Origin of the sequence: Oribacterium sinus, assembly GCF_963553175.1 — a bacterium.
Lineage (GTDB): Bacteria > Bacillota > Clostridia > Lachnospirales > Lachnospiraceae > Oribacterium > Oribacterium sinus_B.
The window spans coordinates 12,522-35,910 of sequence record NZ_CAUVME010000027.1; the positions used below are offsets into that span (position 1 = coordinate 12,522).

Annotated in this window: 19 protein-coding genes; 17 read left to right on the top strand and 2 right to left on the bottom strand. The window is 43.3% G+C overall.

Annotation, left to right across the window (positions count from 1 at the left end):
* Positions 1-13: 13 nt before the first annotated feature.
* Positions 14-910, bottom strand: a complete 897-nt coding sequence (locus RYO92_RS08025) for a LysR family transcriptional regulator (protein ID WP_315370042.1) — start codon at positions 908-910, stop codon at positions 14-16.
* Positions 911-1,071: 161 nt separating this feature from the next.
* Between RYO92_RS08025 and leuC the strand changes: the two genes are divergently transcribed.
* Together leuC and RYO92_RS08035 are read left to right on the top strand one after the other, a co-directional pair.
* Entirely contained in the window at positions 1,072-2,337 is a 1,266-nt protein-coding gene (leuC, locus tag RYO92_RS08030; RefSeq protein WP_315370043.1) for a 3-isopropylmalate dehydratase large subunit, read from the top strand.
* 9 nt (positions 2,338-2,346) lie between these two features.
* Complete coding sequence (locus RYO92_RS08035; RefSeq protein WP_183684494.1) at positions 2,347-2,859, top strand: 3-isopropylmalate dehydratase small subunit; 513 nt, start codon at positions 2,347-2,349, stop codon at positions 2,857-2,859.
* Here the strand turns inward: RYO92_RS08035 and RYO92_RS08040 are convergent.
* Entirely contained in the window at positions 2,833-3,999 is a 1,167-nt protein-coding gene (locus tag RYO92_RS08040) for a ribonuclease H-like domain-containing protein (protein ID WP_315370044.1), read from the bottom strand. The two genes, RYO92_RS08035 and RYO92_RS08040, sit on opposite strands and share 27 nt — an antisense overlap.
* A 264-nt stretch (positions 4,000-4,263) precedes the next feature.
* On the opposite strand from RYO92_RS08040, the gene RYO92_RS08045 reads away from it, so the two are divergent.
* The 15 genes from RYO92_RS08045 to RYO92_RS08115 all read left to right on the top strand — a co-directional run bounded on the left by RYO92_RS08045 (position 4,264) and on the right by RYO92_RS08115 (position 23,266).
* Entirely contained in the window at positions 4,264-5,625 is a 1,362-nt protein-coding gene (locus RYO92_RS08045; protein WP_315370045.1) for an efflux RND transporter periplasmic adaptor subunit, read from the top strand.
* Positions 5,626-5,629: 4 nt separating this feature from the next.
* Entirely contained in the window at positions 5,630-6,388 is a 759-nt protein-coding gene (locus tag RYO92_RS08050) for an ABC transporter ATP-binding protein (protein ID WP_007156209.1), read from the top strand.
* On the top strand, positions 6,378-7,604 hold the full coding sequence (locus tag RYO92_RS08055) for an ABC transporter permease (protein WP_315370046.1): 1,227 nt from the start codon (positions 6,378-6,380) through the stop codon (positions 7,602-7,604). Before RYO92_RS08050 ends, RYO92_RS08055 begins: the two co-directional genes overlap by 11 nt.
* 188 nt (positions 7,605-7,792) lie before the next feature.
* Complete coding sequence (locus RYO92_RS08060; RefSeq protein WP_315365065.1) at positions 7,793-8,470, top strand: nitroreductase family protein; 678 nt, start codon at positions 7,793-7,795, stop codon at positions 8,468-8,470.
* 169 nt (positions 8,471-8,639) lie between these two features.
* Positions 8,640-9,239, top strand: a complete 600-nt coding sequence (ruvA, locus tag RYO92_RS08065) for a Holliday junction branch migration protein RuvA (protein ID WP_007156206.1) — start codon at positions 8,640-8,642, stop codon at positions 9,237-9,239.
* Positions 9,240-9,248: 9 nt separating this feature from the next.
* Positions 9,249-10,244, top strand: a complete 996-nt coding sequence (ruvB, locus tag RYO92_RS08070; RefSeq protein WP_315370047.1) for a Holliday junction branch migration DNA helicase RuvB — start codon at positions 9,249-9,251, stop codon at positions 10,242-10,244.
* A 15-nt stretch (positions 10,245-10,259) separates the two neighbouring features.
* Positions 10,260-10,691, top strand: coding sequence for a cell division protein ZapA (locus RYO92_RS08075; RefSeq protein WP_007156204.1), 432 nt, complete (start codon positions 10,260-10,262; stop codon positions 10,689-10,691).
* An 81-nt stretch (positions 10,692-10,772) separates the two neighbouring features.
* Positions 10,773-12,116, top strand: coding sequence for a peptidase U32 family protein (locus RYO92_RS08080; protein WP_315370048.1), 1,344 nt, complete (start codon positions 10,773-10,775; stop codon positions 12,114-12,116).
* Positions 12,076-12,906, top strand: coding sequence for a hypothetical protein (locus RYO92_RS08085; RefSeq protein ID WP_315365063.1), 831 nt, complete (start codon positions 12,076-12,078; stop codon positions 12,904-12,906). The genes RYO92_RS08080 and RYO92_RS08085 overlap by 41 nt, the downstream gene beginning before the upstream one ends.
* Before the next feature lie 10 nt (positions 12,907-12,916).
* Positions 12,917-14,287: an FtsW/RodA/SpoVE family cell cycle protein gene (locus RYO92_RS08090; protein ID WP_315370049.1), complete on the top strand. Its 1,371-nt coding sequence runs from the start codon at positions 12,917-12,919 to the stop codon at positions 14,285-14,287.
* Between the two features lie 29 nt (positions 14,288-14,316).
* On the top strand, positions 14,317-15,768 hold the full coding sequence (locus RYO92_RS08095; RefSeq protein WP_315370050.1) for a peptidoglycan D,D-transpeptidase FtsI family protein: 1,452 nt from the start codon (positions 14,317-14,319) through the stop codon (positions 15,766-15,768).
* A gap of 104 nt (positions 15,769-15,872) precedes the next feature.
* Complete coding sequence (locus RYO92_RS08100; RefSeq protein WP_315370051.1) at positions 15,873-17,636, top strand: ABC transporter ATP-binding protein; 1,764 nt, start codon at positions 15,873-15,875, stop codon at positions 17,634-17,636.
* A 1-nt stretch (position 17,637) separates the two neighbouring features.
* Positions 17,638-19,398, top strand: coding sequence for an ABC transporter ATP-binding protein (locus tag RYO92_RS08105; RefSeq protein WP_315370052.1), 1,761 nt, complete (start codon positions 17,638-17,640; stop codon positions 19,396-19,398).
* Between the two features lie 228 nt (positions 19,399-19,626).
* Positions 19,627-21,378 (top strand): ABC transporter ATP-binding protein, encoded by a 1,752-nt coding sequence (locus RYO92_RS08110; RefSeq protein ID WP_315370054.1) that lies wholly within the window; start codon positions 19,627-19,629, stop codon positions 21,376-21,378.
* The gene (locus tag RYO92_RS08115) at positions 21,368-23,266 is read left to right on the top strand and encodes an ABC transporter ATP-binding protein (RefSeq protein WP_315370053.1); all 1,899 of its coding nucleotides are present in this window, start codon (positions 21,368-21,370) and stop codon (positions 23,264-23,266) included. The genes RYO92_RS08110 and RYO92_RS08115 overlap by 11 nt, the downstream gene beginning before the upstream one ends.
* Positions 23,267-23,389: the final 123 nt, after the last annotated feature.

The following is a 23,389-nucleotide window of genomic DNA, read 5'->3' on the forward strand; positions in this document are numbered from 1 at the left end:
ATATTTCCTTTCTCTATACGGTTTCCTTCTTTAGGAAAGCCACAAAGCTCTCTAAGGAAGGAGAGTTGTTCTTGCTGTTATACAGAAAAGCAATTCTTCGCTTTTCTATAGGCTGGGGAAGTTTTATTTCCACCAGCTGTCCATTTTTTAGATCCTCCTCCACAAAATCTCGAATGACCCAGGCAATACCGATGCCGATTTTGGCTGAGTCAATCAGAAGATCCATGGTGTTTAATTCCATAATCTGGGGACAGTAAATCTGATTCTCCTTCAGATAATTCTCAATATGATGCCGGGAGAGATTTTGCTCCTCCAAAAGCATCACATTGGCATCCTGAAACAAGGAAAAGGCTTCTCCCCGAATCTTTTTCAGATTATGCAAATATTGAGGAGCTGCCACCAGAATATCCTCCACCTCCCGCTCCATCAGAATCTCCTGATTGATACCAAGCTTCTTCGGAAGAGCTGCTAAAGCCAGATCAATCTGATGATCTTCTAAGAGACGGAGGGTTTTTCCGCTATCCTGATTCTTCAAACTGATACGAATATTGGGGTACTCCTTCATAAAAGCCTTCAGATAGGGAAGAAGAATAAAACGGCAAAGGGTGCTGCTGGCACCAATATCCAGATGACCGATATGAAAGTCCTTCATTTTCTGAAGGGTTTCTTCCGCCTCCTGAATATGGGCAAAGGCATCCTTAATATACTGAAATAAAACCTTTCCCTCATCGGTTAAGCTGACGCCCCGGGAATTTCTTTTAAATAGCTTGATTTCTAAACTATCCTCTAAACGAACGATGGTTTTGGAAATCGCCGGCTGGGAAATATAGAGCTGTTCTGCGGCTTTGGAAATGTTTCCGCTTTTGGCCACTTCATAAAATATCCGATAGGTGGATAGGTTCTGTTCCATGTTTATCCTTTCTTTTTGAGATAACTTAAGGGAATAATAAGTATCTAAAAAATGTATTTTAATTATAGCAGTAGCTTTGTTACACTGTAAAGAAGAATACAATTCTGCTTTTATAAAATACATAGGAGCAGGCGGTTTATCTAGGAATTAAGGAGATTTCCATGGGAATGACGATGAGTCAGAAGATTTTGGCCAAGCATGCAGGATTAGAGGAAGTACAGGCAGGACAATTAATTTTAGCCAAGGTAGATTTGGTACACGGAAATGATATTACCACTCCGGTGGCGATTCGTGAGCTGGATAAGATTCACGGAGAGGGCGTATTCGATAAGGAAAAGGTAGTTTTTGTTATGGATCACTTTGTGCCCAACAAGGACATTACCTCTGCCAAGTGTACCCAGATTTGCAGAAACTTTGCCAAGGAGCATGGACTGAAGCATTACTATGATGTAGGAAACATGGGTATTGAGCATGCCCTGATTCCGGAGCAGGGCCTGATTACCGCGGGAGAGCTGTCCATCGGCGCTGACTCCCATACCTGTACCTATGGAGCGTTGGGAGCCTTTTCCACAGGCGTGGGCTCTACAGATATGGCGGCGGCTATGGCTACAGGAGAGCTTTGGTTTAAGGTGCCTACTGCCATTAAGGTAGTATTAAAAGGAAAATTACAAAAGCATGTCAGCGGTAAGGATTTGATTCTGCATTTGATCGGCATGATCGGTGTGGATGGAGCCCTTTATGAGTCCATTGAGTTTACCGGAGAGGGAGTGGCTTCTCTTTCCATGGATGACCGGTTTGCTATTTGCAATATGGCCATAGAAGCCGGTGGAAAGAACGGTATTTTCCCTGTGGATGAGAAGACGCTGGAATATATTAAGGCTCATTCCAATAAGGAATACCATATTTACGAGGCGGATGAGGATGCGGAGTATGATAGAGTCATCGAGATTGACCTTTCTAGCCTTAAGTCCACTGTGGCTTTTCCCCATTTACCGGAAAATACCCATGAAATCGGCAGCTTTGACAAGATTACTATTGATCAGGCGGTCATCGGTTCCTGTACCAACGGCAGACTTTCCGATATCAAGGTGGCTGCTGAGATTGCCAAGGGAAGAAAGATTGCGGAAAACGTTCGTTGCATCGTGATTCCTGCCACCCAGAAGATTTATCTGGAGGCTATGGAGAAGGGCTATATTAAGGATTTAATCGAGGCGGGAGCTGTAGTGAGCACCCCCACCTGCGGTCCCTGCCTGGGAGGCTATATGGGAATTTTGGCGCCTAATGAGCGTTGCATTTCCACTACCAACAGAAACTTTGTGGGAAGAATGGGAGATGCCAGCTCGGAGATTTATCTGTCTTCTCCGGAGGTTGCGATGGCATCGGCTGTTTTGGGATATATTGCGTCCCCAACGGATTTAGGACTATAGGAGGCTGTTATGGAAAAAGCTAAGGGTCATTGTGTGAAATATGGGGATAATGTGGATACGGATGTGATTATCCCGGCAAGATATCTGGCCATTCAGGATAAGGCGGAGCTGGCTACCCATGCCATGGAGGATATAGACCTTCATTTTCATGAAAAAATTAAAAAGGGAGATCTTTTGATTGCGGGAAAGAACTTTGGCTGCGGCTCTTCCAGAGAGCATGCTCCACAGGTCTTGAAGGATTCCGGCATCTCCTGTGTGATTGCGGAAAGCTTTGCCAGAATCTTCTTTAGAAATGCCTTAAATATCGGCTTGGCTATTGTGGAGGCTCCGGAGGCGGCCAAAGAGATTCAGGAAGGAGAGGAGCTGGAGGTGGATTTTACCGAAGGAAAGATTCATAACCTAAGTAGCGGAAAATCCTATACCATGGCGGTATTCCCTCCTTTCTTGCAGGAAATGATTGATAAGGGGGGCTTGATTGCCTCTGTTAATGAGAAGCTAGAAAAAATGCAGCAAAAAACTTAAGAAATATTCCTCCATTAGGGAGCTGTTCTCTAAAAGCTCCGGAGTAAAGGGAATGTAGTTTTGCTTTTCCTTATATTCCTTTTGAAAAAGATTGGGAAAGTTATCGGAAAAGACGGGGAGAAAGAGCCCTGTCTTTTTTTGATAGGCGGTAGCGGCCTTTGCCCTTTGCTTTTCTTCTTTAGGATAAAGCTCAGAAAGGCTTCTGTGCAGTGCCATGTCTTTGGCGGGAATATAGTCATAGTCTTTAAAGTTTTTGAAAAAATACTTTGCTTCCCCGGAAAATAAGGGGATTTCCAGAACAGCCTCCTGCCCGGAGACTTCCAGATGAAAGCTTTCTAAGGTATGGGAAACAGTTTTGGGAAAGAAAGTACTTTTCGCAGCTACAGCTTTAGTGGGGTAGTCTTTTGCTTCGGGAGAACAAGAACATTCTTCGCTTTCAGAATTTAGCGTCATTTGACCAAAACAAAAGCAGAGCCTTAGCTTATTTTTCTCCAATAGCAGTTCTGACTTTTCACGGCAATAGCTTCCCTTTCCTTGGAACAGCTCTTCGTAGGCAAAAAAGGAAAAAAGGGAAGGGAGGTAAAGCAAATCTTCAAAGTTATGTTGCAACAGCAGAGACTTTGCTTCTTCTGTAGGATGCTCCAGATATTCTAAATAGACATAGATCAGTTCACCACCGGTATAGATATCCTCTCTTTGAATCCCCAAAAAGCGTTCACATTCTTTGAGCTTATAGGAGGGTAGCTGATAGAATTTTCTCCTGCTTTGAATCATTTTAAAAAGGTCCAGCTGGTGAAGCCCTGTAATAGGGCTTTTTAGGCCGTACTGGCTGTAGCTTTTTTCTAAAAAGGGGGTATCAAAGGCTTTCCCGTTAAAGCTGATAAACTGTGTCTTAGCTTTGCAATACTCTTGAAACTTCTCTAAGACTTCAATTTCTTCTGAAAGACTGTTAGCAAAGAGCTGGACAATCTCCATTTCAGAAGCTTTAAAAAGGAGCAATCCGATGCTATAAATCTGGGCACTTTTCGGACTAAGTCCGGTGGTTTCGATATCAAAAAATAAAATCTCTTCTTTATCAGGAAGAAAAGAGGGGAAAAAGAAATCTTTAGGATAGGAAAGTGCTTTTCTAATAATATCCATAGGGAGACTCCGATAAACATAGTATTCTTGTTTAACGAGATATCCCACGATTTGCGCAGGATACTCATTATGAATTATGAAGCATTTTTTTATTACTTAGTTTACTCCAAGGGAAGAAAAATAAAAACAGAAGGATAATAAAAAAAGAAAAAAAGACTATTTTTTCACATTTCATTCATATTTATGAGATTTAATGGTAAAGAATCGTAAAAGGCGAAGTAGGTTTATGAGAGAGCTACCGCATTTCATTTTAAAGGAGAAGAAATGGAAGAGAATCAACAGGGACAGGATGTTTCTCAGGAAATTAATAAACTGCTGGAAGCAAGCCCTAAAAAGAAGAAAAAGGGAAAGTTGAAATGGATTCTGATCGGAGTCCTTGTTTTAGTCTTATTGTTTGTGGCTAAGAACCTTCTTTTTCCCGCTAAGCCCATGGGAACCATGGTCAGTGTACAGGCTTTAACGAAGGGAGATATACAGGAAAAAATCAGTCTCTCCGGGCCTGTGTCCGGTACGGATGCCCAACAGGTTACCTCCGGCTTACATGCCAAGGTAACGGAAATTCTGGTGAAAGAGGGAGATAAGGTTGAGAAGGGGCAGGTATTAGCACGCTTAGACAAAACCGATGTGAATACTGCTTTGGAAGCTGCCAAAACCCAGTTGGATTTGGCAAAGGCCAATAAAACCGAGGCGGAAAAAAATCTTCGTCTGGAATATGAGAAAAATCAAACAATCTTAAAAAATGCTGAATTGGATTTTCAGAGAAAATCCAGTCTCTACTCCACCGGAGATATTCCCCAAAGTGACTATGAGGCGGCGGAAAGCGCTTTAAAGGATGCCAAGGCTACTATGGCAAATTACAAGGTGATAAAGGGAGCAGTACAGGTTCCGGACAGCTATGATTTACAGATCAAAACGGCGGAACAGGAGCTGGAGAAGGCGGAGAGCAAGGTTTCCGATGCGGATTTAGTTTCCCCCATTGCCGGAACCATCACCAGAGTGAACATCAAGGTGGGAGAATTTGCAGATACCCCGACAGAAAATAAATATGATTTTACCGTTGAGAATCTGGATCAGCTGGAGCTCAGCATCGCGGTTTCCGAATACAATATCGGAAAGGTACATCTTGGTCAAAAAGCTACCATTACGGCGGATATTTTAGGCGGAGAATCTTTGGAGGGGGTGGTTTCTTCCATTTCTCCCACAGGAGAAGAGAAGAACGCCAACACCAGTGAAAGAGTTATTCCGATTAAGGTACAGATTACCGGAGATAAGAAGGGATTGCTTTCCGGTATTACCGCAAAGGCGGATTTGCTTTTATCCGAAGCCAAGGATGTGTATGTAGTACCTATTTCTGCAGTGATGACCGGGGAAGACGGAAGCAATAAAATGGCCTTTGTTGTAAACGGAACCGTGCATTTTGTTCCGGTAACTACCGGAGTTACCAGTGATGTTTCCATGGAGGTAAAACCTGTGAAAGAGGATTCCGCATTTAAAGAGGGAAGCAATTATATTCTTTCTCCTGATGCCAGTCTTACAGAGGGAAGTCCGGTAACCGTAGATCCCACAGCCCAAGGCTCACAGTCCGTTAGCCCGGAGGAAGCCGGTGTCGTAGTACAGACAGGATAAAAAGATGGAAGATACTTTAATTGAATTACGAAATCTGGTGAAGATCTATGATACCGGTGCGGTAAAGGTATTGGGATTAAATCAGATTAATTTAAAAATTAAAAGAGGGGAATTCGTAGCCATTATGGGCCAGTCCGGCTCCGGAAAATCTACTCTAATGAATATCTTAGGCTGTTTGGATAAACCAAGTCTTGGCAATTATTTTCTGGACGGAGAAGATGTGGCGGCCATGGATCCCAATACTTTGAATAAGGTGAGAAATCAAAAAATCGGCTTCGTGTTCCAGAGCTTTAATTTGATTAGTCGTATGAGCGCTTTGAAAAATGTGGAAATTCCCATGATTTACGCCCATATCCGTTCTCAAAAGCAAAGGTCGGAAAGAGCGGCCATGCTTTTGGAAAAGGTAGGTCTTTCCGGCAGAATCCATCATCAGCCCAATGAAATGTCCGGAGGGCAAAGGCAGAGAGTGGCAATTGCCAGAGCCTTAGCCAATGAACCGCCTTTGATTTTGGCGGATGAGCCCACAGGAAACTTAGACACTGCCAGCTCCATTGAAATTATGGAAATGTTCTCCGCCCTGCATAAGGCAGGAGCTACTGTGGTGGTGGTTACCCATGAGGAGAATATTGCCGCCTATACGGATAGGATGCTTCGCTTTTCAGACGGAAAACTGATTTCCGATATCAAAAATGAGAATCCTACTCCGGTAAGAGATTTGGCAATCTTTGAAGGAATGTACAGAGGAGGGAACCATGCTTCTTGAAAATATGAAAATGGCATTAAGCTCTCTTCGAGCCAATAAGCTTCGTTCCATTCTTACCATGCTGGGCATTATTATCGGAATCGGTTCCGTAATCTCCATCGTTTCCATCGGAGATACCATGCGGAAAATGTTCTCCGACCTTTATAAAAATGTAGGTGTGACCCAGGCGGCCATCATGATTAATCCTTACATGGATCAGGAGGAAATTCGAGACAGCGATTTTTTCACCATGGACGAACTTTACAAGATGAAGGAGGTCTTTGGTAATCGCTTGGATTATGTGGATAATATGTCCAGCGGCTCTATCGATATAAAAAATGGATTAAACCGCTTGAAAACCAATATTGAGGGAGTGGATTCTCCCTATCAAAAGCTTCAGCCGGTACAGATTTTAAACGGAAGATATATTTCCGCTAATGATGTGGAGGAAAGAAGAGCGGTGATTATGATTTCCGAAACTACAGCTTTAAAGTTATATGGAACCGTAAATGTCACAGGAAAACATTTTCGCTCCGATATTATGGGAGAAAATCGAGAGTTTAGCATTATTGGAGTGTACAGGAAAGATATCAGCCCCATTCAAAAGCTCTTAATGGGTTCTAATGATAAAAATGGAGAAGGCATTGTTCCCTGGACTTTGCTTTCACCTGAGTCCAGTGAATTTTCCATGATTCGATACTACGGAAAAACAGGAATGTCCGAGCAGGAGATGAAACAGCTGAATACGGAAATCAAAGCTTATTTTTCTAAAATAAAAAATCGTCAGCCCTCCGACTGGTATATTTCCTCCATTCAGGATGAAATGAAACAGGTAGATGGGGTAATGGGGGGAATTTCCGCTGCTGTGGGCGGCATTGCTGCCATTTCTCTTCTGGTAGGCGGTATCGGTATTATGAATATTATGCTGGTGTCGGTAACGGAGAGAACCAGAGAAATCGGAATCAGAAAGGCCTTGGGAGCCAGTACAGGAGATATTTTGGTGCAGTTTTTAACGGAATCTGCTCTGTTGTCCGCCCTGGGAGGATTGATTGGAGTGTTACTGGCCATGGGACTGGTGTCCTTGGGAGCTACCGCCTTCGGTTTATCCGTAGTGATTCGTCCGGGAATTATCCTGGTTGCGGTACTTTTCTCCGCGATAGTGGGTATCTTCTTCGGCATCTATCCTGCCAATAAGGCGGCAAAGGAAGATCCTATTGTAGCCCTTAGATATGAATAAGAAATTAAGAAGCCTAAGCCCTATAGGAATCATGGATATGCTTCTTCCGAGCCGGCCTTAATAACTTTTTATTAATAGCATCCCCTGGTTTTATTCAGTGCATTCCTTGATTAATCACTGGACAATAAGGCGAAAAAAGATATACTAAAGATGAGTAATATTCCTATTTTCAGGAGAAATTTCGGATTATGGTAAAGGAGGTTATGATGACCCTTAGAGAAGCAATGGAAAAACGACATATGGTTCGTAAGTACAAGGATGAAGTAATTCCTCAGGATGTGGTGAAGGCTTTAGAGGAGCGCATTCAGGAATGCAATCAGAAGTATTCTCTGCATTTTTTCTTAAAAACTGAGGATGGAGCTGCATTTGCGGAATTAATCGATAAATTGATTACCAAAAATGCCAAGAACTACATCGTATTGGCAGGAGACGGAAAGGAAGGCGTGGAGGAGCGTGTTGGTTATGCCAGTGCGGATATTATGCTCTATGCCCAGACCCTTGGCTTAAATACCTGGTGGGTAGGTGCCAGCTTCAATAAGGAGGCTGTTGCTAAATTAAGCCCTGAGCATCCTGTTTATGGTGTGATTTCCATTGGCTATGGAGAGACCCAGGGTACTCCTCATGCTTCCAAGGAAGATTTTGAGGTATGCAGCTATGAAGGAACCGTACCGGATTGGTTTAAGGAGGGTGTGGAGTATGCTTTGATGGCACCTACCGCCTATAATCGTCAGTCCTTCTATTTAAAGGGTAAGGGAAATGAAGTTCAGTTCACTTATAAAGAGGGCGAGTTCCAGGGAATTGATTCCGGTTTGGTAAAGTATCATTTTGAAGCGGCAGCCGGAAAAGAGAATTTCCACTGGGTTTAAGTTTGTAAATAAGACGTTTAGATTTTCGTCAAGTTAGGCCTGAAATTGGGGTATTCAAGTGTGTCCCCGGTTTCAGGTCTTTCTTTTCTTCACAAAAAGCCAAGCAATTTTCTTCCCTCCATTGAGAAAATCAAGCATCTATGCTAGACTATTGCGGATTGGAGAGATTATGATTCGATTTATACATGGTATTTTACGGGAAGTAAAAGAGGATATGTTGGTAATAGAAGCAGGAGGACTGGGATATGGGGTTCGCATTCCTGCTTCTGTTTTTGATAAAGCCCCTAAGACAGGAGAGGAGATTCTTCTTCATACCTACTTTTCGGTTCGAGAGGATAGTCAGGAGCTTTTCGGCTTTTGGGAGGAAAGGGATAGGGATTTTTTCATCAAGTTACTTTCCGTTTCCGGTATTGGTCCTAAGACCGCTTTGGGAATATTTTCTTGTATGAGCAGGGAGGAGCTGATACATGCCATTATCAGCAATGACAGCAAGAAGATACAAAAGGCTCCGGGGCTGGGGAAGAAATCTGCGGAAAGATTGATTGTGGAGTTACGGGACAAAGTACCTAAGGAGGACATTACGTTTTCCGGAGAAGAAGCTGTTGAGACGACTGCGACCTCCGTGGCTGTGGAGGAAGCGGTGGAAGCCCTGGTGTCCTTGGGATATTCCGTCATGGAAGCGAAAAGATGGATCAGGTCGATTCCGGCCTATGAAGAAAAGACCGCGGAGGAGCTGTTACGGATTAGTCTGAAGCAGTTTGCGTTGTAAGGGATTTTTATGGAAAGAAAGTTGATACAAACAGAGGAGAGTAAGGAGGATTTATCCTTTGATCCGAAGATTCGACCTCAATTTTTAAAGGATTATATCGGACAGGAAAAGCTGAAGGAAACCCTGTCTATTTTTATAGAAGCCGCGAAAAAGAGAAAGCAAAGTTTGGATCATTGCCTCTTTTACGGACCTCCCGGTTTGGGAAAAACCACAATTTCCAACATTATTGCCAATGAACTGGGGGTGCACTGTAAGATTACTTCTGGACCGGCTATTGAAAAGCCGGGGGAAATTGCGGCGATTTTGAACAACCTTTCCGAAGGGGATGTGCTCTTCGTGGATGAAATCCATAGACTGAATCGTCAGGTGGAGGAAGTGCTTTATCCTGCCATGGAGGATTTTGCCATTGATGTGCTTTTGGGGAAGGAAAGCAGTACCCGTTCCATCCGTCTGGATTTACCTCGATTCACCTTGGTAGGAGCTACCACCCGAGCGGGACTTTTGTCCGCCCCTCTTCGAGATCGTTTCGGGATTATCGGGAAACTGGAGTTTTATAAGGAAGAGGAGTTGGAAGAGATTGTCCTTCGAAGCGCCAAGGTGCTGTCCATTTCTATTGATGAAGGCGGAGCGAAAAGCATTGCCCTACGCTCCAGAGGTACACCAAGACTTGCCAACCGTTTGCTAAAGAGGGTACGAGATTTTGCGGAAATCAAGTATAATGGTGTTATTCGCAAAGAAGTGGCAGAGGATGCTCTGGATTTACTGGATGTGGATACCTTAGGCTTGGATACCTATGACAGACAGTATCTTTGGAATCTAATCGAGAAGTTTTCCGGAGGACCGGTGGGGGTGGAGACCTTAGCCACCAGTCTGGGAGAGGATCGGGGAACCTTAGAGGATATGATAGAACCCTATTTGATTTTACAAGGTCTGATAGACAGAACCCCCAGGGGAAGGATTGCAACAAAACATGCGTATCAACATTTAGGACTGAGTGAAGCATAGGAAAAGGTGGAGAAAATGGCAGATAAAAAGACAATACAGGTCATTATTGACGGAAAAATTTATGTCCTAAGTGGGGAGAATTCCGAGTCTTACCTTCATGATGTGGCAGATTATTTGAACCATAAAATTGAAAGCATTCGTAAGGAAATGTGGAATTATAATAAGCTGGAGGAATCGGTTCGATCCCTTCTGCTTCAGATTAATATTTGTGATGAGCTTTTTCAGGAAAGAAAGAAAGTGGAGGAGATGCAGGAGCTTTTGGATCAGGAAAAAAGTGAGAGCTACTCCTATAAGCACGACTTGGTAAAGACCAAGTTAAAGCTGGATGGGGTTTTGCAGGAATTGGAAAGTACCCAGAAGAAGCTTCTGGCTCTGGAAAAGAAGGAAGGAAAGGAAAAGACTTCTCATGAAAAGTCTTCTCATCAGGGAAGCAATAAAGAGGAATAATCCTCTATATGGAATTAGGGTTTATAGAGAAAAGCTGTTTCTTCTGAATTTGGCTATAGCTATAGGATGGAGTAAGTAAGGATGCCAATCCAAAACAAAGATAATTTAAGAGAAAAAGAGCCTTATGAAGCAGAGCTTTTGGCCCCGGCAGCCTCCTTGGAAGTATGCAAGGTGGCTGTTTTTGCCGGAGCGGATGCTATCTATATGGGAGGACAAAAATATTCCGCAAGAGCCTTTGCCAAGTCTTCTTTATCGGAAGAGGATGAGCTTTTGGCGGCCATTCATTTTTGTCATCTTTACAAGAAAAAGATTTACATGACCTTGAATACTCTTTTTAAAGAGGGAGAAAGAAAAGAGCTTTTCAGCTATATGGATCCCTATTATGAAGCAGGTTTGGACGGGGTAATTATTCAGGATCTGGGAATTGGGAAAATGTTGGCTAAGGCCTATCCGGATCTTCCTCTACATGCCAGCACCCAGATGACGGTACACACCAAAGAAGCTGTGGGCTTAATGGAAAACTTGGGCATGGAAAGGGTTGTACTTTCCAGGGAATGCAATTTGGAGGATATTTCCGATATTGCCAAGGCTTCCCCCTTAGAGTTAGAGGTCTTTATTCATGGTTCCATGTGCTATAGCTACTCCGGAGCCTGTTTTATGTCTTCTCTTTTAGGAGGACGGTCAGGAAACCGGGGAAGATGCGCCGGAACCTGTAGACTGTGCTATAGCAGTAAGGGGAAAAAGGGAAATTATCTGAGTATGAAGGATATGTTTACCCTGGATCTTCTTAAGGAACTTCTGGAGGCGGGAGCTTATTCTTTAAAGATAGAGGGTAGAATGAAGTCCGCCCTCTATACAGGGACAGTGGTCTCCATTTACAGAAAATATCTGGACTTGGCTCTTCAGGGGCGCTCTTATAAGGTTTCGGAGGAAGATATAGCCCTCTTAAAAGAGGTTTATGACAGAGGAGGCTACAGCTCTTATTTAGAACAACATAACGGGGAAGATATGATTGCCTTCGGAGAAAAGCCTTTCCGAAAAGAAAAGGAAGAAGTGCTTTCCAAGCTGAAGCAGGAAATGGAAGAGAGGGAAAGAAAGATTCCTTTGAAAGGAATTCTACGTTTAGCCTGCGGGGAGCTTCCTCTTTTTACTTTAGAGGAAGAAAACGGGCTGTCTGTATCTGTTGAAGGAACACAGCCAGTGGAAAAGGCCAAGGAAAAGATTTTATCCAGGGAACAGATAGCAAAACAAATGAAGAAGATGGGGAATACGGAATTTTCCCTGGAAGAACTTTCGATTCATGGGGAGGAAGATATTTTCTATCCCCTGTCTTTCCTGAACCAATTAAGGAGAGACGGTGTAGAGAAAATGAGGGAGGCTATTCTTGGGCAGTATAGACGGAATCAAAGACTTAGGGGAAATTAGGGTTTCCATAGAAAGAGGAGAACAGCTAAAAGCGGTGCTTCAATTCCCTTTTATCAAAGGAATTTATCTGGATGAGGGAGCCTTTTCCGAGGAAGAGCTCCTGAAATATCGCGGGGAGATTCAGAACAGCGGAAAATGGGCAGGTCTTCGTTTTCGAAGAATCCAAAGAAGGGAAGACAGGGGAAGAAGTCCGAAGGATTGGATGGAAGAGGCGAAAAATGAAGAGGGCTTCAGTCATTTTCTTCTTCGTACCCTGGATCAGGTGGCAATGCTACAGGATTTTCCGGATAGGAAGTTTTCAACCTGCTTTGACTATACCCTCTATAGCTATAATCAGTCTGCCATGGAGGTATGGGAATCCTTGGGAGCAAAAGAAATGTGCTTTCCCATTGAGTTTCGTTTTCAGGAGGATATGGCCTTTTCCGAATGGGCAAGAAGCAGGAGAATCTCCACAGAGCTTCTTTGCTACGGGCACCTGCCTATGATGGTCAGTGCCAATTGTATAGAAAAAACCAGAAATGGCTGTACCAGAGGGAACAATGTGGTGTCTTTACAGGATAGGCAGAATAAGAGTATGCCGGTTCGCCTCTATTGCAAATACTGCTATAATCAAATCTACAATAGCGATGTTTTGTCTCTAATAGGGCTGGAAAAGGAAGTGGAAAGGCTTGGCGCTTCTTCTTTTCGTTTTGATTTTACGGTGGAATCGGAAAAAGAAATCCTGGAGCTTTTTCAGGGAAAGCCTTTAAAGCAGTTTACCAGAGGACATTTTCATAAAGGAATAGAGTAGGGGAGAAAAGATGGGTAGTCTTTTTAGTACATTTACGAAGATTGTATGTATGGTATTGATGCTGCTGTATTGTTACAGTCTGTTTCGAAACCTTTCCCTGGATTATGGGGATGGAAAAAGAAGACTGGCAAAATTTCTGTACCAGATTTTATTGTTCTTACATTTTCTTTGTCATGGGGTTCTTTTCTTTCATACAAAGGACTTCTTTTATCTGATCATGTATGGAGCGGAGTTAGCTTTTCTTGTGCTCTATCCCTTCCTATGGAAGAAAATCTATCCTACCTTCAGCGAGACGCTCTTGTATAACCAGTGTCTTCTTTTGGCCTTAGGATGGATTATGCTGGAAAGATTAAATACGGATAAGGCCATGAAGCAGTTTGTCATTTCCGTGGCAGCCAGTCTTCTGGCCCTGCTTATTCCCTATTTCATCGATAAAATCTGGGATTTTCAAAAGGGAAGAATTGCCTTTGCGGTACTGGGGATTTTCCTGCTTTCCTTGGTCCTTATTGTAGGACGGGTAAGCTTTGGTGCTAAGATGAGCTTGAATTTCTTTGGCTTTTCCTTCCAGGCTTCCGAATTCGTTAAAATCAGCTTTGTCTTTTCCGTTGCGGGATTTTTATCGGAGGAGCAAAATCAAAGGGGCTTATACAAGGCAGCAATAGTGGCTATGCTCCACGGCATTGTGTTGGTGCTGTGTAAGGACTTAGGCTCTGCTCTAATCCTATTTATGGCCTTTTTGTTTATGCTTTATGTGGCCAGCAGTCAATTTTTGTATCTTGCCTTAGGATTTGGTCTATCTGCATTGGCAGGCTTTGTGTCCTACCATCTTTTTTCTCATGTGCGTACCAGAGTATTTGCCTTTTTGGATCCTTGGAAGGACATTGCAGGGAAGGGATATCAGATTACCCAGTCTCTCTTTGCCATCGGTACGGGGGGATTTTTGGGACTTGGTCTTTTTCAGGGATTGCCCAACAAGATTCCCATCGTGGAAAATGATTTTATTTTCTCCGCCTTGTCCGAAGAGATGGGAGGAATTGTGGCGATTTGCGTGATTCTCGTCTGTCTTTCCTGTTTTATGCAAATGATGATGATGGGAATGGATATGGAAAGCCTTTTTTATAAACTCATCTGTATCGGACTGAGTGTGATTTATGTGATGCAGGTCTTTTTAACCATCGGTGGAGCCATAAAATTTATCCCCTCCACGGGAGTGACCCTGCCCTTTGTCAGCTATGGCGGTTCCAGTATGATTTCCAGTTGTATTCTTTTTGCCATCTTCCAAGCTCTCTTTGTTATCCAGGGAAAGGAAGATGCCATGGATGAAGAGGAAGACGAACAGCAAGCGCCGAAGAGGAAGGGGAGAAGGGGCATTTATGAATAAGCTTAGAAATTCCGGAAGAAGGGTAAATTATGAAAAAGTATAATAATTCCAGAAGAAAACCAAGCAACAGGGAAATGAAGGGAATTACCTATTTCTTTGTCCTGCTTTTCTTTTCCATGATTGTATATTTTTGTTATTTTATGCTGGTTTTGGCTCCGAATCAGATTTCCAGCCCCTACAATGCCAGAATAGATTATCTTTCTTCGAAGGTCATTCGAGGCAGCATCCTTTCTTCTGATGGAAAGGTACTGGCGAAAACGGAAACAGGAGAGGGAGGAGAGAAAAGAGTCTATCCGGAGGGGATTGCCTTTTCTCACCCCATCGGCTACAGCAGTAAGGGAAAAACCGGAGTGGAGTCCATGGCGAACTTTTATCTTAGCCGTTCCAGTATTAACCCCTTACAAAAAATCATCAATCAGGCGGAGGAAATCAAGAATCCCGGAGATTCGGTAGTACTTAGCTTGAATTCTTCTTTACAATCCCTTGCCTATTCTTTGTTGAAGGATAAGAAGGGGAGTATTGTCTGTATGAATCCGAAGACCGGAAGAATTCTGGCGATGGTTTCCGCACCTTCCTTTACGGAAGAGGATATTCAGAACAACTGGGAAGCTCTAACTTCCTCCGACAACAAAGACGGAAATCTTCTGAACAGGGCTACCCAGGGACTTTATCCTCCCGGCTCAACCTTTAAGCTTTTGATGGCTTTGGAGTATATTCGGGAGCATCCTGCGGATTGGCAGAGCTTTAGCTATACCTGTAAGGGTGAATATGTGGATCCGGAAAATTCCTCCTATGTGGTGCATTGCTATAACGGGGAGGTTCACGGAAAGGTGGATTTGGAATCTGCCATTGCGGATTCCTGCAATTCCGCCTTTGCCAAGCTGGGAACAGAGATTGATCCAACTCGATTAAAGGCTTTGGCGGAAAGCTTTTACTATAATCAAAAAATAGATATCGGTTTGTCTGCCAATGCAGGACAATTCACCTTGGCAGAGAATGCGGACGTTTGGGATAAGATGCAAACCGCTATCGGACAGGGGGCCACCCTTTGTACTCCCCTTCAAAACCTTTGCATGGTTTCCGCCATTGCCAATGGTGGAAATCTGGTCTATCCAAGCCTTCTTGCTTCAGTACAGAATGCCAATGGCACAACGGTAAAGGAGTTCCCCTATGGGGAAAGTCATAGCCTTCTTTCCCAAGGGGAAAGTGATGCCTTAAAGCAGTTTATGAGAAAGGTAGTTACGGAGGGTACTGCCAGTGTATTAAATACAGATGCCTATAAGGTTTGCGGAAAAACCGGTTCCGCCCAGGTGAAGGTGGGGAATGATTTAAAGACCAATGCCTGGTTTGTAGGCTTTGCCCCCATGGAGGATCCGGAGATTGCGATATCCGTTATTGTAGAAGAAGGAGAAACCGGTGGAAAAACCGCGGCCCCTATTGCCAGAAAGGTGTTGGATCAATATTTTCATAAAGAAGGATAAAAGGGTAGTCCTTCCATAGCTCTAAAATAGTTTTACAAGAAGAAAAGAGCAGTTATAGGAGAACGAAGGTCATTTAAGGAGTCAATAGTTAGAGGAGTAGTAAGATGAGAAGAATACTGTCCTATATGGAAAAGGTGAAGGGGAAAAGTATTTTGGCCCCCCTGTTTAAGTGTCTGGAAAGTATGTTTGAGCTCTTTGTTCCTTTAGTCATTGCCGGAATGATCGATCAGGGAATCCGTAAGGAGAATGTAGGGGTGATTTGGCATAGCCTTTTCCTGCTCTTAGTCTTAGCCTGCATTGGTTGCCTTACCGCTGTCATTGCCCAGTATTTTGCGGCAGAGGTAGCAATGGTGGTGGGAAAATCCTACCGTAGAGACTTGTTTCACAAAATTCTTTCTTTACCCTACAAAGATTACAATGCGCTTTCCGCATCTTCCTTGATTACCAGAATCGGTCCGGATATCTTTCAGATTGAATCTACGGTGAATATGGTGCTTAGGCTATTAATGCGCTCTCCTTTTATTGTTGTGGGGGCTTGCATCATGGCCTTTCGAATCAGCCCCGGCCTATCGCTTTTGTTTTTTGTGGTATTGATTCTTCTATCCTTTGTAGTTTTTGGAATTATGGCTCTTACCATGCCCTTTTACAAAAAGATTCAAATCAGTTTGGAAAACATTACCAGAAAATACAGAGAAAATATAATGGGTATCCGTGTGGTACGGGCCTTTTGTCAGGAAGAGAAGGAAGAAGAGGAATTCCGGGAAAAGAACCAAAATTATACCAAGGTACAGATTGCAGTAGGAAAGATTTCCGCCTTACTGAATCCCATGAGCATGCTGTTGATTCAGCTGGGGCTTATGGGCATTCTGTATTTTTCCTCAAAATTGGTCAATGACGGCAGGCTCTTTCAGGGAAATGTGGTGGCTCTGACTAACTATATGAGCCAGATTTTGGTGGAGCTTCTAAAGCTTGCCAATCTGATTATCCTGATGGTTAAGGCCTATGCCAGCATCAGCAGAATTGAAGAGGTAATGGAGCGAAAGAGCGATGGCGAGTCTGAGTCCAAGGGTATTTCTACCAAGCCTTATGAAAAAGTAGTCCAATCTAATCCGGCTCAAGACGGCAAGAAGCCGGGAATTCTTATGAATTATCTTTCCTTTTCCTATGACAGCGGAGAGGAAAGAGCTCTTTCCGATATCAGCTTTTCTCTAGAAGAGGGGGAGAGCTTAGGAATTATCGGCGGTACCGGATCCGGAAAATCCACTTTAGTTTCCCTGATTTGCGGATTTTATAGGGATTATGAGGGAGAAATTTTCCTCTGGGGAAGAAACTTAAGAGAGTATTCGGAACAAGAGCTTCGGGAAAGCATTGCCTATGTCCCTCAAAAGGCAGTACTTTTTTCCGGAACGCTTAAGGAAAATCTTCTTTGGAGAAAGAAGGATGCAAATGATGAAGAGCTCTGGAAGGCCTTGGAAATTGCCCAGGGAAAGGAATTTGTAGAGGCAAAGGGGGAAGGTCTGAATTTGTCCGTCAGTATAGAAGGTAAGAACTTTTCAGGAGGACAAAGACAAAGGCTTTCTATAGCCAGAGCCCTGGTGGGAGATTCCAGGCTTTTGATTTTGGACGATTCCTCCTCAGCTTTGGATATGCTGACGGAAAGAAAGCTGCGAAGCGCACTGGAGGAATATCAAGGAAAGAAAAGTCTTTTGGTGATTTCTCAAAGAGTGTCCAGCATCAGACATTTACCGAAGATTCTGGTTTTGGACCAAGGAAGGCTCATCGGTGTAGGAAGTCATCAGGAGCTTTTGGAGCATTGTTCGGTATATCAGGAAATCTGTGCTTCGCAGAAGCAGGGAAAGGAGGAGTAAGATGCCTAAGGAAAATAGAACTGCGGGAGAAGCCTTTCGGAAGCTCTTTCGCTTTATGAAACCTTATAAATTCGCTTTGCTCCTTTCCATTGTCTCAGCCTTTCTGTCCGTAGTATTTTCTCTTTTTTTGCCGATTCTTTTAGGAAAGGCCATCGATAAGATTGCCGGAAAGGGAAGGGTGGATTTTCCCGGACTGGGACAGATTTTTAAGGTTATGCTTTTGGTTCTTATATTAGCAGTGCTTTTTCAATGGTTGATGAACCAGGTAAATACCTATTTGACCTTTCATGTGATTGAAGATTTACGAGAGAAGGCTTTTTCCCATATTCAGGCTGTTCCTTTATCCTCCATTGATTCCAAGGAACCGGGGGAGATTTTAAGTCGTTTGACCACAGATATAGAACAGATATCTCAGGGCTTATTTGTTTTATTGAATCAGTTTTTGCAGGCCGTGTTCAGTATTCTGGAAACTGCCTTTTTTCTCTTCCTTTTAGAATGGAGGATTGCTTTAATTCTTTTGGCTCTTACACCTTTATCCTTTTTTATTGCAAAGTTTATTTCCAAGCGCTCTTACCTGTATTTTCAAAATCAGTCCAAGAGCAGAGGAGAAATAGCTGCCTTCAGTACGGAGGCTATCGGAAATGTGAAGCTTCTGAAAGCTTTTATGCAGGAAGCCCCCAAAGAGTCCTTGTATCAGGAGAAAAATGAGAGACTTTCCCGATATAGTATGCAAGCAAACTTCTACAGCTCTTTGGTCAACCCCTTTACCCGTTTTTTAAATGCCCTAGGCTATGCTTTGGTGGGGGGAATCGGGGCACTGTTTTGCCTGAGAGGAACTTTAAGCATCGGTCAGTTGTCCTCTCTATTGGCTTATGCCACTCAGTATGCCAAGCCCTTTAACGACATTACTTCCGTGATTACGGAAATTCAAAATGCCTTAGCTGCCGCATCTCGTGTCTTTGACTTTCTGGAAGAAGCGGAAATGCAGCCAAAGGCGGAGGAAAGGGAATTGCCGAAGCCGGTGGAAGGATATTTGGAGCTTTCCGGATTGTATTTCTCCTATACCAAGGAGCAAAAGTTGATTCAGGATTTGAGCCTTTCCGTACAAGCCGGACAGAATATTGCCATTGTTGGCCCTACAGGATGCGGAAAAACAACCTTAATCAATCTTTTGATGCGTTTTTATGAGCCGAATCAGGGAAGGATTTCCATTGACGGAATTTCCTATGAAAAGCTATCCGACCATGGCCTTCGTTCTGCCTATGGCATGGTTCTTCAGGACAGCTGGCTAAAAGCCGATACGGTTTTGGAAAACATTCGTTACGGATCGCCGGAGAAGAGTATAGAAGAGGTCATTGAAGCCGCTAAACGTGCCGGTTGTCATCATTTTATTATGCAGCTTCCAAAGGGCTATGATACGCTTCTTCCGGAGGATGGAGGAAATCTTTCCCAGGGGCAAAAGCAGCTTCTTTGTATCGCCAGAGTGATGTTAAGAGATCCGGCCATTTTGATTTTGGATGAGGCCACCAGCTCCATTGATACCAGAACGGAAGAAAAGGTACAAAGAGCCTTCCAGGAAATGTTGAAGGGCAGAACCGCCTTTATCGTGGCCCATCGTCTTTCTACGATTCAGAATGCGGATTGCATCCTGGTGATGAAGGATGGAAATGTGATTGAAAAAGGAAGTCATGAGGAGCTTTTACGACAAAAGGGCTTCTATAAGAATCTTTATGAAAGCCAATTTCAGGGAGCAGAGAATTGAATCTTGCAAAAGAACAGAAAAGGGTAATTTACCGGCGCTTGACAAGCTGTTAAATTCTCCTTAAAATTGCAAAGTTTAGAAAAATTATAAGATAAACGGAACAGTATATTGTAGGATAAGTATTAGCATAGAGCCGTAAGACACTAATCAGTATGTGATTCCGTCAGGATAGCTCATGATAAGGAGGGATATAAAATGCAAGAGGAAAAAGTCATGCAGAGAGATACCATGCAGGTACTGAAAATCCTATCACAATCTATCAGAGAGTTTAAAAAAGACTCCATTCTTTGTCCTCTTCTGGTTACCGGAGAAGTTATCTTGGAATGTATGATTCCTTTTTTTACGGCTCAACTGGTGAACAAAATGAAGGAAAATGCCTCCATGCAGATGATTCTGCATTATGGCTTGATTCTGGTGGTGATGGCTATTCTTTCTCTTCTTTTCGGCCTTTGGGCAGGAAACTTTGCGGCTTCTGCCTCCACAGGCTTCGCCCGGAATATTCGAAGAGATATGTTTCAAAGAATTCAGGGCTTTTCCTTCGAGAATATTGACCGTTTTGAAAGTTCTTCCTTGGTAACAAGATTAACCACGGATATCAGCAATGTACAGATGGCCTATATGATGCTGGTGCGTACCGCATTCAGAGGCCCATTGATGATTGTTTTTTCCTTTACAGCAGCTTTTTTGATAGGCGGAAGAATGGCTATTATTTTCTGCTTGGTTATTCCTATTTTGGCAATCGGTTTAATTATTATTACCAAAAAAGCCATGAAGATTTTCAACGAAATCTTTAAGCGTTATGATGCCTTAAATGAGTCTGTGGAAGAAAATATTCAGGGCATGCGGGTAGTGAAAACCTATGTTCGGGAAGATTATGAGAAAGAAAAGTTTAATGGAAAGGCGGAGTCTTTGGCTCTGGACTTTATTTCAGCAGAAAAACTGATCGCCCTGGCTAACCCCTTGATGCAGTTCTGTCTTTTTGTGGTCGTACTTTTTGTTTTAAGCTTCGGTTCCTATTTGGTGGTTAGCACAAGCGGTTCTGCTTTAGATGTAGGACAGCTTTCCGCCCTTTTGACCTATAGTTATCAGATTCTTTCCAGCCTGATGCTGGTGGCCATGGTATTTGTGATGGTGGTAATTTCCGCAGCTTCCTCTCGAAGAATCGCTGAAGTTTTAACGGAAGAAAGCACCATGGAGAATCCGGCAGAGGGCATTAAGCTGGTGAAGGACGGCTCCATTGACTTTAATCATGTATACTTTAAGTATTCCAAGGATGCAAAAAAGAATGTATTAACTGATATTTCCCTTCATATTCCTTCAGGACAAACCGTGGGAATCCTGGGAGGAACCGGTTCTGCCAAGTCATCTCTGACCCAGTTGATTTCCCGACTGTATGATGTGACGGAGGGAGAAGTGCTGGTTGGCGGTGAGGATGTTCGAAAATACGATATTCAAGCCTTGAGAGACCAGGTGGCTGTAGTATTACAGAAGAATATTCTTTTCTCCGGAACAGTGGCGGAGAACCTTCGCTGGGGAAACCCAAATGCTAGCCAGGCTGAGCTGGAAGAAGCCTGCAGGCTTTCCCAGGCGGCGGATTTTATTGAACGAATGAAGGAAGGCTATGAAAGCCATGTGGAACAGGGGGGAAGCAATTTCTCCGGAGGACAGAAGCAAAGACTTTGTATTGCCAGAGCCTTGCTGAAGAAACCCAAGATTTTAATTTTGGACGATTCCACCTCGGCGGTGGATACCAAAACCGATGCCTTTATTCGGAAGGGCTTTAAGGAATTTATTCCGGACACTACGAAGATTATTATTGCCCAAAGAGTTTCCTCTGTAATGGACGCAGATCAGATTCTGATTATGGATAAGGGAGAAATTATTGCCAGAGGTACTCATGAGGAACTTATGGAGAATTCTCCGATTTACAGAGAGACTTATGAGTCTCAGAACAGAAAGGAGGTAGAGGATGGAGAATAAGGGAAGACCGAAGAATTTTATGAAGACCTTAGGCAGAATCATAAAGGACTTATTTTCCTTTTATCCGACTCTGCTGCCCATTACCTTACTGTTCATCGTCATCAATGCGGTGGTAACGTCTATTCCGGCGATTTTTCAGCAAAAGATTATCAGTTTGATTGAAACGGTTTATAAGGAAGGAAACTGGGATGCAGTATCCTCCGATATTTTAAGACTGGTTGGGATTTTGCTGGTGTTTTACACCATTTCCCTGATTTGTGCCTATTGCTACAATATGAATATGGCCACCATTACCCAGGGCTCCTTAAAACAGTATCGTCAGAAACTGTTTAACCATATGCAGGATCTGCCCATTGCATTTTTCGACCAAAACAAAACCGGGGATATCATGAGTCATTATACCAATGACATTGATGCCATGAGACAGTTTATCTCTATCTGTATTCCTCAGGCTATTTCTTCCCTGATTACGGTGATTACGGTAGTTTCCATTATGCTGTATTACTCCCTTTGGCTGAGTCTGATGGTTGTGCTTGGATCCTTCTTTATGCTTCGGATTGTGAAGGTAATCGGAGGAAAGTCCAGCCATTACTTTGTTCGTCAACAGGAGGAGCTGGCCCGTTCCGAAGGCTTTATTCAGGAAATGATGAACGGACAGAAGGTCATTAAGGTCTTTAATCATGAAGAGAAGAGTATTCAGGACTTCGACCGCTATAATGATGAATTGTTTCGGGTTTCCAATGAGGCTAACCGTTATTCCAATGTGATTATGCCTATTCTAAACAATATCGGAAATATCCTTTATGTTTTGGTTGCCATTGTGGGAGGTGCGCTTTTGGCCTTCCATGTGCCCAATATTTCCATTTCCGGATTAGGCTTAAGCATTGCTATTGTGATCCCCTTCTTGAATATGACCAAGCAGTTTGCAGGTGTGGTGGGACAGATTTCCTCGGAAGTTAATGCCGTGGTTATGGGTGTTGCCGGTGCGAACAGAGTTTATCAGATGATTGATGAAGAGGTGGAAGAGGACGAAGGAAAGGTTTGCCTTGTGAACTGTTCCCACGAGGGAGAACGTTTGGTAGAAAGCAAGAAGAGAACAGAGCTCTGGGCTTGGAAGAGCATTTTACCGGATGGAAGCATTTCCTTGAAAGAACTGAAAGGGGACATGGAGCTTAAGGGAGTGGATTTCTCCTATGATGGAAAGCGTCAGATTCTAAAGAATATTGATGTTTTTGCAAGACCGGGAGAAAAAGTAGCCTTTGTAGGAGCCACCGGTGCGGGAAAAACCACCATCACCAACCTTTTGAATCGTTTCTATGATATCCAAAGGGGAGAGATTATATACGACGGCATCAATATTCGGGATATTGCCATTTCCGATTTAAGAAGATCCATTGCGGTAATTTTGCAGGATACCGTGCTCTTTACCGGAACGGTAATGGAAAATATTCGTTACGGAAAGCTGGATGCGACAGATGAAGAATGTATTGCTGCGGCAAAGCTTGCGGGAGCGGATGATTTCATTACAAGACTTCCAAAGGGCTATGATACGGAGCTAAGTGCTAACGGAGGCAACTTGTCCCAGGGACAGAGACAGCTTTTATCCATTGCCAGAGCTGCGGTAAATGATCCTCCTGTCCTTATCATGGATGAAGCCACCAGCTCCATTGATACCAGAACGGAGGCTATTGTACAGAAGGGTATGGATGCCCTGATGGCCGGAAGAACCGTTTTTGTGATTGCTCACAGACTTTCTACCGTACAAAACTCTGATGTCATCATGGTTTTGGAACAGGGAGAAATTATAGAGCGAGGCAGTCATAAGGATTTGATTGCCGCAAAAGGAAAGTACTATCAGCTTTATACCGGAGCCTTTGAGTTGGAGTAAGCTTAGTATTTTTGTAGCTTTAAAGCAAAATAAGCTTGCAGTTTTTGTAGCTTGGAACCGGAATAAGCTGCTAAATTGAAAAAGTAAATTCCAGTGCAGAAGTAAATTCTACCGAGCTTAAAA

Bases quoted from the DNA above. Each gene is read 5' to 3' on its own strand.
- RYO92_RS08115 (WP_315370053.1), top strand. From the start codon at position 21,368: ATGGAGAATAAGGGAAGACCGAAGAATTTTATGAAGACCTTAGGCAGA.
- RYO92_RS08095 (WP_315370050.1), top strand. From the start codon at position 14,317: ATGAAAAAGTATAATAATTCCAGAAGAAAACCAAGCAACAGGGAAATG.
- RYO92_RS08105 (WP_315370052.1), top strand. From the start codon at position 17,638: ATGCCTAAGGAAAATAGAACTGCGGGAGAAGCCTTTCGGAAGCTCTTT.
- RYO92_RS08035 (WP_183684494.1), top strand. From the start codon at position 2,347: ATGGAAAAAGCTAAGGGTCATTGTGTGAAATATGGGGATAATGTGGAT.
- RYO92_RS08080 (WP_315370048.1), top strand. From the start codon at position 10,773: ATGCCAATCCAAAACAAAGATAATTTAAGAGAAAAAGAGCCTTATGAA.
- RYO92_RS08040 (WP_315370044.1), bottom strand. From the start codon at position 3,999: ATGGATATTATTAGAAAAGCACTTTCCTATCCTAAAGATTTCTTTTTC.
- RYO92_RS08060 (WP_315365065.1), top strand. From the start codon at position 7,793: ATGGTAAAGGAGGTTATGATGACCCTTAGAGAAGCAATGGAAAAACGA.
- RYO92_RS08090 (WP_315370049.1), top strand. From the start codon at position 12,917: ATGGGTAGTCTTTTTAGTACATTTACGAAGATTGTATGTATGGTATTG.
- RYO92_RS08050 (WP_007156209.1), top strand. From the start codon at position 5,630: ATGGAAGATACTTTAATTGAATTACGAAATCTGGTGAAGATCTATGAT.
- RYO92_RS08025 (WP_315370042.1), bottom strand. From the start codon at position 910: ATGGAACAGAACCTATCCACCTATCGGATATTTTATGAAGTGGCCAAA.
- RYO92_RS08110 (WP_315370054.1), top strand. From the start codon at position 19,627: ATGCAGGTACTGAAAATCCTATCACAATCTATCAGAGAGTTTAAAAAA.
- RYO92_RS08100 (WP_315370051.1), top strand. From the start codon at position 15,873: ATGAGAAGAATACTGTCCTATATGGAAAAGGTGAAGGGGAAAAGTATT.
- leuC (WP_315370043.1), top strand. From the start codon at position 1,072: ATGGGAATGACGATGAGTCAGAAGATTTTGGCCAAGCATGCAGGATTA.
- RYO92_RS08055 (WP_315370046.1), top strand. From the start codon at position 6,378: ATGCTTCTTGAAAATATGAAAATGGCATTAAGCTCTCTTCGAGCCAAT.
- ruvB (WP_315370047.1), top strand. From the start codon at position 9,249: ATGGAAAGAAAGTTGATACAAACAGAGGAGAGTAAGGAGGATTTATCC.
- ruvA (WP_007156206.1), top strand. From the start codon at position 8,640: ATGATTCGATTTATACATGGTATTTTACGGGAAGTAAAAGAGGATATG.
- RYO92_RS08045 (WP_315370045.1), top strand. From the start codon at position 4,264: ATGGAAGAGAATCAACAGGGACAGGATGTTTCTCAGGAAATTAATAAA.
- RYO92_RS08075 (WP_007156204.1), top strand. From the start codon at position 10,260: ATGGCAGATAAAAAGACAATACAGGTCATTATTGACGGAAAAATTTAT.